This window comes from Pseudomonas sp. S2_A05 (genome assembly GCF_054668485.1).
In genome coordinates, this window is the sequence record NZ_CP162775.1 from 5878413 (window position 1) to 5890355 (window position 11943).

Here is an 11943-nt window from a genome sequence, read left to right on the forward strand (position 1 = left end):
TGTCTACCACGTTGACCAGGATGACCTGGGTGAGAAGCCCATGTAATGCTCGCCCTCCTGGAGCATTCGTCGTCGCGATTGCGGGTCCAGCAACTCTTCAACGAGATCCCGGTACTTGATCGCCACTCCATAGTCCTTATGCGGGCCGGGTGTATCGGGCACTGCTTCGTATTTTGGTGCACCGCCGGACAGGCCGCTGCGCACCATCACTCCGTCGGAGTTGCGCACGGTCAGAATGCCGGTCGAAAGCAGTCCGGAGCCATTCGGATCCGGGCGGTAGAGCAAATAACGGCCGAGTGCGTCCGGGGTCGTGCTGGCGTAATACGACTGCCCTCTGAAAACGACGGCATGCATATCGTCCCGGACCGGTTCGGTCGCCATTTGATCGATCAATGGCAGAAGATCCTCTTGCTCGTCGCCAACGGTGGTGACAGCCCGACGCAACGGGCGCCGGACGGGCTTGAGTGAACGCAGCGCGGGACGCAGATCCGTCAGCACCGCGCCAGCACTGTTGAACAGATAACCGAGCAAGTGCCGGAACGCTTCATTGTTATTTCCCTGACGATAGGCATGCAGGGCGAGCATCGCGTCCTTGAAGGCCAGCAACAGGCCGGTGCTCAGGCTCAACAGCGGGAACGGCGCGGTGGCGATGGCAGCGACCCATTCGACGCTCGTCCAGATCAGGCCGGCAATCATTTCGGCGCGACTGGTGGTCGTGGCATGGACGTTGTCGATCCGCCGTTGCAACTTCATGTCGTAGAGCGCGGTACGCAGGTCGCTGACGGCGTCGGCCGGGCGCATCGAGTCATAACGGGCGGGGCTGGGGCTGGTTCTGTTGAGGTCTTTGGGCAGTTTCTTGCGGATGTTTTCCAGGTACGTGCGCACCCGGGTCTGGGCACTGACACCCACCCGCTGGGTCAGGTATTCGATCATGCCGGACTGCAGCAGCAGGTAATTGAACAGGCGCGCTTCGCGAAAACGCACGCCGTCCGGTGCGTCCGGCGTATACAGCAGGACCGGATCGCCGCCATGGCTGAACAACCAGGCATCGATCACCCATTCGCCGTCGATCATCAACCGGTGGATCGGGTATTTAGTCCGGGTCTGCCCCGACGTTTGATCCATGCTGCTGATGCTTTGCTGCAGCCATTGCAGGTCGCTGCTGGCGATATGTCCTTGCAGCTGGCATTCCAGCGCGGCGCTTTGCATCTGGCGCTGAGTGATGGCCAGCGTCGCGTTGCGTCGGAACGCGTAGCCTTCGCTTTTCGAATCCTGCAGCTCGTTTTTGACTTTGTCGGTATAGCGTTTGCCGATCCAGACCCCCGTGACCGAGCGGGCTACGTTCTGCGCGGTCAGGCTACTGATATCGACGCCTGGCGGACCTTTGAAGCGCGCCGAGCGTGAGAATTTCTGGTCGAGAAAACCGACGCCGTCGGCATAGCCGTCGCGATACAGCCGGGTATAGGTCAGCGGTTTCGGCGTCCATGAGGGCACGATCGACTTTGGCGAATAGGCCCAGACGGTGTCCGGATCGACGTCATTGGCAGGGCGCTTGAGCAAGCGGTTCAGGCTGATCTTCGCTTGTGCATGCACGTAATCGTCAAACGCCTGAAAACGTCCGCCCGACAGCGAATGCTGATTGAACGCGCGCAAAGCCCCCTCGGCGTCGTCGCTCAGGGTCGAGAGTGTTCGGCGATTGGCCGCAGTGGTCGAGCGATACCACACCGGGGTGCTGAAATCGTAGTCGTCGATGCGTGTGGCGAGCATGTGTTCAGCCATCGCTTTGAGGCAATCGAGATGGTTGCCCAGGTGGTCGAACGTGACTTTCTGGTGCTCTGCTGCTTCCGGCTTCAGGCTCAGCCCCGACAACACCTTGCGCAGGGTCGAACGAAAGCGCATCGGCGCGCGGCTGATCAGATAGCCGGCCATGCTTTCGGCGGCGTCATTCTGCTTGGCCCAACCCAAGAGATGGGTCTGCAATTGGCGCTCGCTGTCGAACGCCTCGAACTGGCGTTCACGGGGCGCCTGCGGTGTGCAGAGCAGCAGGCGGCGGATCGCACCGGATTCGTCGGTCTGACGCAGCACCCAAAGATCCTGCAGCTGGGCGCCGTGCAAAGACAGGGTGGCGGCGCGCAGCTGTGGATCGCTGCCGTTACGCAGGCGCTGGAGCATTTGCAGATCGCTGTCGAGCAGATGCCCTTGCAGCGCTGCGGCATGGGCGAGCGCGACGATGCGCTGATCGAGCATCTGCTCGATCGCAGGTTTGATCGCGGATCTCGCCTGCATCTGCGTTTGCAAGCGTGCGAAGTCGACGCGCGGTTCCAGCTCCAGTGCCTGCTTGATCACCCAGGCGGGCGTTACGTCCGCGTACTCGTCGGATAACGGCAGGTCGTTGTAAGTCAGCCGGGTGTGGCTGAGAAACGCCGAGCCTGGTAACTCATCGCCGGTGTGCGGGCCGCGCAAGGTCAGCTCGAGCAAATTGCTCTTGTGCACATAAGCGCCGAATCCGGGGACCTGCCGATCCGTAATGATCTGCAAGCTTGGCCGGTTCCAGGTCGTCGATTTGCAGATCATCACTCAGCCGTTCCAGCCATTGGTGGCGGGCCACGGCCATCAGGCTGACCGCCGGACCCATCAGGTCAAGCAGGTTTTGCCGGGCCTGATTGTAGTTGCCCAGGTGCAACGCCAGCTCGGCCCGCTTGGCGGCGTCGGCGCTGCGGTACCAGTCCGGGGCGCTGTTGCGCAAATGCCGCTCGAACAGGGTTTGTGCCTGAAGTGCCAGGCGCGGGGTGAGATCCGGCAGCGCAGCGCCGATGGCGCGCTCCAGCTCGGCGATCAGTACAGCGGCATCCTGCTGCGGATTGGCGGCGAAACTCAATGCATGTTCGATATCCTGAGTGCGCTTTTCGATCAAGGCATCGTAGATGTGTTCGAACAGCGGTTTGCTGTCGATGGGCGCCAGCTGCAATGGCCAGATTCCCGCTGTACCGACATCGTGGTAGCGGCTGGGCAGCAGCTGCATCAATTCGCCACGGCTAATGCTGTGCTGCATGGTCTTGAGCAGATGGGCATCGAGATCAGCCAGGGAATTGAACAACTCCAGGCCCCTGGCCGGTGTGAACAACACGACGAAGCCCGCGCTCTGGTCGGTCAACAGATCGCTGACTTTCGGGGTGTCTTTTTGCGTCACAAGAAAAGCCCCGGCCAGCTCGACAGTGGTTTGCTGATAAGTGAACTGCAACGCATACATCGCCGGACGCAACAGCGGGCCGAGGGCCAGTTTCTGCATCAGCTCGCCGGCCTGTGGGTGCAGCAGGCGATCGGTGACGGCCTGTTTCGCCTCGTACTCAAGCGCAGTGAAACCGGCGTCGTATTTGAGGAAGGTTTTGGCCGCTTTGCCGTCGATCTCGTCACGCAGATCCATGTTGATCAGTTGCGTGTTGAGGCGCACCTTCAGCGTGGCGATCAGTTGCTTGCCTGCCTCGCTCTGCAGGTCGGTGGTTGCCAGCGCCTGATAGAGCGCGCGGCTGCGTTGCAGATAGCCGTCGCGATAGGTTTTCAGCTGCTCTTCGAGGCGTTTGAGATGAGCCTGCTCGGTGCTCGGTTTGTGCTCGGGCAACAGCGGGGTTTCGGTGTTGAAGAGAAGACGACCGATCTGGTTGAGATCGTTTTTGAGCTCATCGGGTGTGGGTGCGTTGGGGGTGCTCATGGGCACGATTTCCATGCTGGGGATGAAGGGCCAGCATGGCGAGCGGGGCGTGGAGGAGGGTGGTATTCATGTATCGTGCGCGTGCCGTATTTTCGGCGCCCGCTCCAGCCCTCCCGCCACCCGCGCAGATCAAACCTGCGCGCTGACCTCCCCGCGACTCAGCAACGCCTCGATCGCGCCACTCAAACTCGCGGCCTTGTCCCCCACCAGCAAATGCCAGACGCCACCGTCCAACCGGCTGACACCCAGACAGCCGAGCGCTTTGAGCTGCGCCTCGGACGGCGCCTTGGCATCGGCCAGTTGCAGGCGAATACGGGTCATGGCGATGCAATCGAGTTGCAGCACATTGTCGCGACCGCCCAGTGCATTCAGCCATTGCTGCGCCTCATTGCGGGCAAGCGCAACGCTCTTCGGCTCATCGGCAACCACTACGGTTTCCACTAAAGCTGTTCGGCCCAGCGCAGGCATGGCCCAGCGAATCTCATCGGCGATGCTGTCAGCCAACGGCCCGACCACGACCTGCAAGCTGCCGCCCTTGCCCGGGCGCACCACCGCCATCGCGCCCAACGCTTTCAGCTCGGCATCCGAGGCCTTGTTGCGATCGACCATCTCAAGGCGCAGTCGGGTCGTGCAGGCGCCGACGGTGAGCAGATTCTCGGCGCCGCCCAAGGCTTTGATATACGCGCTGGCGCGTTCGGTTTCCGAGAGCACGGCTTTTTCGGCGCTGGCGACGTCTTCGCGCCCCGGCGTCTTCAGGTTGAAGCGGCGAATACAGAAGTCGAAAACCAGGTAATAGATGACCGCATAAGCCAGCCCGACCGGCACCACCAGCCAGCCATTGGTCGACTTGCCCCAGCCGAGAATCATGTCGATGAAACCACCGGAAAAGGTGAAGCCCAGATGAATGTTCAGGGCGTTGGTGATCGCCATCGACAGCCCGGTCAGCAGCGCATGCAGGAGGAACAGCAACGGCGCGAGAAACATGAAGGCGAATTCGATCGGCTCGGTCACGCCGGTGAGAAACGAGGTCAGCGCCATCGACAGGAAGATCCCGCCCATCACCTTGCGCCGCTCCGGCAACGCGTTGCGATACATCGCCAGGCACGCGGCGGGCAGGCCGAAGATCATCATCGGGAACATGCCGGTCATGAACTGCCCACCCTTCGGATCGCCGGCGAAATAACGCGACAGATCGCCGGTCACCAATGCCCCAGTGGTCGGGTCGGTGAAGTTACCGAAGACGAACCACGCCATGTTGTTGAGGATGTGGTGCAGGCCGGTGACGATCAGCAGGCGGTTGAACACGCCGAAGACGAAGGCGCCGATGCTGCCGCTTTCCATCATCAGCGCGCCGAACGCATTGATGCCCTGCTGGATCGGCGGCCAGATATAGCCGAACAGCACGCCCAGCCCCACCGCTGCAAAACCGGTGACAATCGGCACGAAACGCCGGCCACCGAAGAACGCCAGGTACTCCGGCAGCTTGATGTCCTTGAAACGGTTGTACAGCGCACCGGCCATCAGGCCGCTGACGATCCCGGCGAGCATGCCCATGTTGATGCTCGCATCGAGCACCTTGAGCGTGGAGATCATCACCAGATAACCGATCACCCCGGCCAGGCCGGCGGTGCCGTTGTTGTCTTTGGCGAAACCGACGGCGATGCCGATGGCAAAGATCATCGCCAGGTTGGCGAAGATCACTTGCCCGGCATCGTGAATGATCGCGATGTTCAACAGGTCCGTGTCGCCCAGGCGCAGCAGCAGGCCGGCAATCGGCAGGATCGCGATCGGCAGCATCAGCGCGCGGCCGAGGCGTTGCAGGCCTTCGATGAAGAGTTGGTACATGGCGTTTGTCCTTTTTGTTTTTGTTAGCGCAGAGGCCAATGTTGATGACAGGCGTGGCGAACGGCGGCGGCGCTGGACAGCTTGAGCAAGTCGCGGCTCAGGCGCTGACATTCGGCTTCATGCAGCTGACGCACGCGTTCCTTGATTTCACCGATCTGCACCGGGCTCACCGACAGTTCAGTGACGCCCAGGCCGATCAGCACCGGCGTGGCCAACGGGTCGGAGGCGAGGGCGCCGCAGACACCAACCCAGCGCTTGTGTACCGCCGCACCCTCGCAGGTCATGGCGATCAGGCGCAGCAACGCCGGGTGCAGGGCATCGACCCGCGCCGCCAGCCCGGCGTGGTCGCGGTCCATGGCCAGGGTGTATTGCGACAGATCGTTGGTGCCGATCGAGAGGAAGTCGGCGTGTTCGGCCAGTTGTTCGGCTTGCAGCGCGGCGGCGGGGACTTCGATCATCACGCCGATTTCCGGGCGCTCGGTAATCCCCAGCTCAAGACACAAGGCATCGACGCGCTGGCGGATGTGCAGCAGCTCGTCGACCTCGGTGACCATCGGCAACAGAATCCGGCAACGCGGCAACGGCTTGACCTGCAACAGCGCGCGCAGTTGCTGATCGAGAATTTCCGGGCGCGCCTGCGCCAGACGAATGCCGCGCAATCCGAGCACCGGGTTGGCCTCGGCGGGCAGTGGCAGGTAGTCGAGTTGCTTGTCGCCACCGACGTCGATGGTGCGGATGATCACCGACTTGTCGCTCATGGCATCGATCACCGCTTGATAGGCGCTGCGCTGTTCTTCGACGTCGGGTGCCGTCTGGCGATCGACGAAGAGAAACTCGGTGCGCAACAGGCCTACACCATCAGCACCGTTGGCAAATGCGTCTGCCGCTTCGCTGCTTGAGGCGACGTTGGCGACCACTTCGATGTGCACGCCATTGCGCGTTTCAGCGGGTAAATGGGCTTTGGCCTGTTGGCTTTCGCGACGCTGCCGGCGCTCGATCTGCGCCTGTTGCACTTCGCTCAGGCGCTCGGCGTTTGGGGTCAATTCGAGGCGCCCGTCGTCAGCGTCGAGCACCACGGCTTGATCTTGCGGCTGCTCAAGCAATTGCGCGCCCAAAGCGACGAGGCACGGCAGACCTTTGCCGCGCGCCAGAATCGCTACGTGGGAGGTCGCGCCGCCCTCGGCCATGCACAACCCGGCGACACCTTGCGCGCTGAGTTGCAGCAGATCCGACGGCGTCAGTTCATGGGCGGCAACGATGGCGCCGGCCGGAACCTGGTAATGCCAGGCCTCGCCAAGCAGGGCGCGCAGCACGCGTTGCTTGAGGTCGCGCAAATCGTTGGCACGTTCGGCCAGCAGCGGACTGCCGGTGCCTTGGAGCATGTCGCACTGGGTGTCGATCGACTGACTCCAGGCGTGCGTCGCTGCGGTGCCTTGCGCGATGAATTGCTGCGCGGCGTCGAGCAAGGCCGGGTCTTCGAGCAGCGCCATGTGTGCGGCGAAGATCGCTTCTTCGTCGGCGTTCTTGTGCTTTTTCGCCTGGGCGAGGGTGGCGGCGATTTCGCTGCGCACCGCGTTCAATGCCGTTTCAAGCGTCTGCTGCTGTTGCTCTGGATCGTGATGGCCCGTATCCGCCGGCAAGGTGATCGCGTTCAAGCGAAACAACGGCCCGGCGACCAGCCCCGGCGCCGCGCAGACACCGTGCAGCACACCTGCCTCGGCCGGGCGTTTCGGCGCCGCAGTGCTGACCGGCGCTTGCGCGTGATGATCGTCTGGCAGCGCCGTGGCCAATGCGCCAAGCAGGGCGTGCAGCGCGGCATCGGCGTCCGGCCCCTGACAACTGACGTGCACTTCATCCTGCTCACCGATCGCCAGGCCCATCAAACCGATCAGGCTGTTGCACGGCGCCGACTTACCGTTGAAGTGCAGCTGTGAATGGCTGCTGAAACCCTGGGCGGTCTGGCGGATCAGTGCAGCCGGGCGCGCATGCAAGCCGCCGCGATGAGCGACCTGCACTTGACCACGAACCTCTGGCCCAGCGCTTATATCGGTATTCGCCGCGACAACATTGCGCGCGATGATGTGCAGCAGCGGCTCGCCGACTTTCACCGCTTTGAGGGTGATCGGCCGCACCTGAAAATCCGCGCTGTTGGTCAGGATCAACAGGCTGACCAGGCTTTTGCAGTGCTGGCCGACCTTGTCCAGGTCATAGCGCAGCAGCGGCTGACCGAGGCTGACGCGATCGCTTTCCTTGACCAGCATGGCGAAACCTTCGCCGTTCAGCTCAACGGTATCGAGGCCCAGATGCAGGAGGATTTCCGCGCCGTTGTCGGCGCGCACGGTCACCGCATGGCTGCTGCGCGCGACGTGAATGACCTCGCCGGCGCAGGGCGAATACAGCGTGTCGTTGAGCGGGTCGATGGCGATGCCGTCGCCCATCGCGCCACTGGCGAACACCGCGTCCGGGACGTTGGCGAGCGTCAGTACCGGGCCGCTGAGCGGGGCGCTGAGGGTCAGCTCTTTATTGTTGTCGGGCATGGCTGGGTCTCATCAGTTGAATCTCGGTTCGATGTCCCCTGTAGGAGCTGCCGAAGGCTGCGATCTTTTGATCTTGTTTTTTCGCTACGTGAAAAAACAAAAGATCGCAGCCTTCGGCAGCTCCTACAGGGAGTACATCCGTCAACGGCTATCAGTGCGTGCGGGTCACTTTGCTCAAATGGCGCGGCTGATCCGGGTCCATGCCCCGCGCCACGGCCAGGCCTGCGGCCATCACGTAGAAACTCTGGATCGCCAGAATCGGGTCGAGGGCCGGGTGTTCGGCGCGGGTCAGGGTCAGGTCGCGTTCGTTGACGTCATCTGGCGCGGCGAGCAAGACCCGGGCGCCGCGTTGACGCATCTCTGCCGCGAGGCTCAGCAGGCCGGCCTGCTCGGCACCGCGCGGGGCGAAAACCAGCAGCGGATAGTGTTCGTCGATCAGTGCCATCGGGCCGTGACGGACTTCGGCACTGCTGAACGCTTCGGCCTGAATCGCTGAGGTTTCCTTGAACTTCAGCGCGGCTTCCTGAGCAATCGCGAAACCGGCGCCACGGCCGATCACCATCAGGCGCTCGCAATCGCGCAGGGCTTCGATGGCCAAGCTCCAGTCCTGTTTAGCCGCTTCGCGCAGGCCTTCTGGCAGCGCATCGTGGGCTTGCAGCAATTCGCTGTCCTCTTTCCAGTGCGCGATCAAACGCGCGCTGGCGCTGAGGGTGGCGATAAAACTCTTGGTCGCGGCGACGCTGCTTTCAGTCCCGGCAAGCAGCGGCAGGCTGAATTCACAAGCTGCCTCCAGGGGCGAATCGGCGGCATTGACCATCGACACGCTCAGCGCGCCACGCTTGCGCAACAGGCGCAGGCTGTTGACCAGATCCGGGCTCTGCCCCGACTGCGAAAACGCGAACGCGACCTGACCGCTGACTTTCAGTGGCGCCTGCTGCATGGTCACCACCGACATCGGCAACGAGGCCACCGGCACGCCCAGTTGCTGCATGGTCAGGTAGGCGAAGTAGCTCGCCGCGTGGTCGGAGCTGCCACGGGCGACGGTCATCGCCACTTGCGGCGGCTGCCGGCGCAGGCGCCCGGCGATCTCGATCATCGGCGCGTCGAGTTGTTGCAGTTGGGCTTGCACGGCCTCGAACGAGGACAGCGCCTCTTCAAGCATTTTTGAAGTCAATGTCTTCTCCTTCGACCATGACGGCGGTCAGTGTGAGTGAACGATCAAGCCGCACGCAGTCGGCCCAGGCGCCGGGGGCAAGGCGCCCGCGTTCGGTGATGCCGAGATAGTCGGCGGGAAATTGCGACAGACGCTGCGAGGCTTCGGCGATCGGCAAACCGATCTTCACCAGATTGCGCAGGGCCTGATCCATGGTCAGGGTGCTGCCGGCCAGCGTGCCGTCGGGCAGACGCACGCCGCCCAGGCATTTGGTCACGGTGTGGCTGCCGAGCTTGTATTCACCGTCGGGCATGCCGGCGGCGGCGGTCGAATCGGTGACGCAATACAGGCACGGGATCGAACGCAGGGCCACGCGAATGGCGCCGGGGTGTACGTGCAGCAGATCGGGAATCAGCTCGGCGTATTTGGCGTGCGCCAGTGCTGCGCCGACGATGCCCGGCTCGCGGTGATGCAGCGGGCTCATGGCGTTGTAGAGGTGGGTGAAACTGCTGGCACCGGCAGCCAGCGCGGCGACGCCTTCCTCGTAGCTGCCGAGGGTGTGGCCGATCTGCATGCGGATGCCACGGCTGCTCAGCTCACGAATCAATGCATCGTGGCCGGCGATTTCCGGGGCAATGGTGATGACGCGGATCGGTGCCAGCGCCAGATATTCTTCGACTTCTGCCATCAACGCGGTGTGGGCGAAGTTCGGTTGAGCGCCGAGTTTTCCCGGGTTGATGTAAGGGCCTTCAAGGTGTACGCCAAGCACTCGCGCGGCGCCTGTCGGACGCTGTTCGCAGAACTCTCCTACCTCTTTCAGGACATTTGAGATCTCCGCACTCGGCGCAGTCATTGTCGTGGCCAACAGCGAAGTGGTGCCGAAACGCACGTGGGTTCTGCTGATGGTTTCGAAGGCTTCGGCGCCTTCCATGATGTCTTTGCCACCGCCGCCATGCACATGCAGGTCGATGAAACCCGGCAGCAGATAGGGCAGATCGTTAGCCGCCGGATCGCAGGGCACGCCTTCGATCGACACGATCTTGCCGTGTTCGTGAATCAGCCGGCCGCGAACCCAGCCGCTGGCGGTGAGGATGTTGTCTTCGGACATTTTCGTTCTCGCTTGGGGCCGCGCTCAGCGGCGCAGCTCTGCAACAAAGTCGTAGTAGTCGTTGCGGCAATAGGTGTCGGTGACTTCGATCGGCGTGTTGTCTTCCAGATAGCCGACCCGGGTCATCAGCAGCATGGCGGTGCCGGGGGCGATGCCGACCAGTGCGGCGAATTCGTCAGAGGCGTTGATTGCCTGGATGTGCTGAAGGGCGCGGACGATCGGTTTGCCGATGCCGTCGAGGTATTCGTACAGCGAATCGCCCACCGCTTGCGGCCTGGGCATGATCGACGCGGGCAGGGTGCTCATCTCGATCGCCATGACCATGTCATCGGCTTTGCGCAGGCGCTTCATGCGCGCCACCTTGTCATTCGGCGACAGGCTGAGGCGGATCAGTTCTTCGTGGGTTGGGAGGGTGATCTCCCGCTCCAGCCATTTCGAACTCGGCACGAAACCTTTCAGGCGCAGCATCTCGCTGAAGCCGGAAAGACGCGACAGTGGTTGTTCCAGGCGTGGGGTGATGAACGTGCCCGAGCCTTGCAGGCGGCGGATCAGGCCTTGCTCGAGCAAGACTTCCAGCGCCTTGCGTGCGGTGACCCGGGAGATGCCGAGCTGGTCGCTGAGATTGCGCTCGGACGGCATCGCCTGTTCGGCCTTCCACTGCCCGGCATGAATCGCCGCTTCCAGATTGCGCGCCAGTTGCAAGTACAGCGGCGTCGGCTGGGAATCGTCAGGACGTAGGGGCTGGAGGTCGTTCATGTAGGTCGTTTCCGTCGCGAGTATAGGATTGTTGTGGCTCGCTTGTGCGACGGAAGCTAATACCACTTGAATACCATGTCAACGCGATGAACCGGCGTATGACCCAGTGGATTGGCGGTTTTCAGGGGGCAGTGTTTAAAGTGGTATTAGTGATGGCCTATAAAAAAAGCAAAAAGATCGCAGCCTGCGACAGCTTCTACAGTTGAGAGTGGTATCACCCCCTGTAGTCGCCGTCGCAGGCTGCGATCTTTTGATTTATTTTTGCGGGTGACCAGTGGTCAGGGATTAAGGGCGAATCTCGATCATCGTGCCGTCCGGTACCAGATTCCACACTTCACGCATATCGACGTTGCGCATGGCGATGCAGCCGTCGGTCCAGTCGAGGGTATGGAACAACTGCTCCGGGTTGTCTGCCGAGTCCGGGGTGCCGTGGATCATGATCATCCCGCCAGGCTCGACGCCTTCACGACGCGCGCGGGCGGCATCGCTGATGTTCGGGTAGGAGATGTGCATCGACAGGTTGAATTTGTCGCTGGTCTTGCGCCAGTCGATCCAATAGAAACCTTCGGGTGTGCGTTTGTCACCCTCGATCAGTTTCGGGCCTTTCTTCGCGCCCTTGCCCAAGGAAATGCGATAGGTCTTCAGCGGCTTGCCGTCGGCAATCAGCTGCAGTTGATGGGCTGATTTGAGTACCAGGACTTTTTCGATCAGTGGAGTGTTCGAGGGCGTCACGGTGGTCACGAATGACGCTTGTGAAACGCTGACGAACGACAGGCACAGCAGGGCAAGCAACCAGCGCATTGAAACGATTCCCCAGGGAGTGACGCAATCAGGT

The 11943-nt window shown here is 62.2% G+C and carries 8 protein-coding genes; all 8 read right to left on the reverse strand.

Features of this window, described 5'->3' with window-relative positions; all coding sequences use genetic code 11:
* Positions 1-3: 3 nt before the first annotated feature.
* Positions 4-2538 carry a dermonecrotic toxin domain-containing protein gene (locus AB4O12_RS26495; RefSeq protein ID WP_460059990.1) on the reverse strand — a complete coding sequence of 845 codons (2535 nt, stop codon included), beginning with the start codon at positions 2536-2538 and terminating at the stop codon, positions 4-6.
* Positions 2438-3709, reverse strand: a complete 1272-nt coding sequence (locus tag AB4O12_RS26500; RefSeq protein WP_460059991.1) for a hypothetical protein — start codon at positions 3707-3709, stop codon at positions 2438-2440. The genes AB4O12_RS26495 and AB4O12_RS26500 overlap by 101 nt, the downstream gene beginning before the upstream one ends.
* 129 nt (positions 3710-3838) lie before the next feature.
* Positions 3839-5554: an N-acetylglucosamine-specific PTS transporter subunit IIBC gene (gene nagE / locus AB4O12_RS26505; RefSeq protein ID WP_460059993.1), complete on the reverse strand. Its 1716-nt coding sequence runs from the start codon at positions 5552-5554 to the stop codon at positions 3839-3841.
* Positions 5555-5577: 23 nt separating this feature from the next.
* Positions 5578-8091 carry a phosphoenolpyruvate--protein phosphotransferase gene (gene ptsP, locus AB4O12_RS26510; protein ID WP_252887372.1) on the reverse strand — a complete coding sequence of 838 codons (2514 nt, stop codon included), beginning with the start codon at positions 8089-8091 and terminating at the stop codon, positions 5578-5580.
* Positions 8092-8242: 151 nt separating this feature from the next.
* Complete coding sequence (locus tag AB4O12_RS26515; RefSeq protein WP_256810744.1) at positions 8243-9265, reverse strand: SIS domain-containing protein; 1023 nt, start codon at positions 9263-9265, stop codon at positions 8243-8245.
* Positions 9246-10352 (reverse strand): N-acetylglucosamine-6-phosphate deacetylase, encoded by a 1107-nt coding sequence (gene nagA, locus AB4O12_RS26520; RefSeq protein WP_252887373.1) that lies wholly within the window; start codon positions 10350-10352, stop codon positions 9246-9248. Before nagA ends, AB4O12_RS26515 begins: the two co-directional genes overlap by 20 nt.
* A 24-nt stretch (positions 10353-10376) precedes the next feature.
* Complete coding sequence (locus AB4O12_RS26525; protein ID WP_460059994.1) at positions 10377-11108, reverse strand: GntR family transcriptional regulator; 732 nt, start codon at positions 11106-11108, stop codon at positions 10377-10379.
* A 285-nt stretch (positions 11109-11393) separates the two neighbouring features.
* Positions 11394-11909: a L,D-transpeptidase family protein gene (locus AB4O12_RS26530; protein ID WP_024011712.1), complete on the reverse strand. Its 516-nt coding sequence runs from the start codon at positions 11907-11909 to the stop codon at positions 11394-11396.
* Between the last annotated feature and the right edge of the window lie 34 nt (positions 11910-11943).

What these genes read in the sequence shown, in the direction of transcription:
- AB4O12_RS26500 (WP_460059991.1), bottom strand. Translation starts at nt 3,709, where the DNA reads ATGAGCACCCCCAACGCACCCACACCCGATGAGCTCAAAAACGATCTC.
- nagE (WP_460059993.1), bottom strand. Translation starts at nt 5,554, where the DNA reads ATGTACCAACTCTTCATCGAAGGCCTGCAACGCCTCGGCCGCGCGCTG.
- ptsP (WP_252887372.1), bottom strand. Translation starts at nt 8,091, where the DNA reads ATGCCCGACAACAATAAAGAGCTGACCCTCAGCGCCCCGCTCAGCGGC.
- nagA (WP_252887373.1), bottom strand. Translation starts at nt 10,352, where the DNA reads ATGTCCGAAGACAACATCCTCACCGCCAGCGGCTGGGTTCGCGGCCGG.
- AB4O12_RS26525 (WP_460059994.1), bottom strand. Translation starts at nt 11,108, where the DNA reads ATGAACGACCTCCAGCCCCTACGTCCTGACGATTCCCAGCCGACGCCG.
- AB4O12_RS26530 (WP_024011712.1), bottom strand. Translation starts at nt 11,909, where the DNA reads ATGCGCTGGTTGCTTGCCCTGCTGTGCCTGTCGTTCGTCAGCGTTTCA.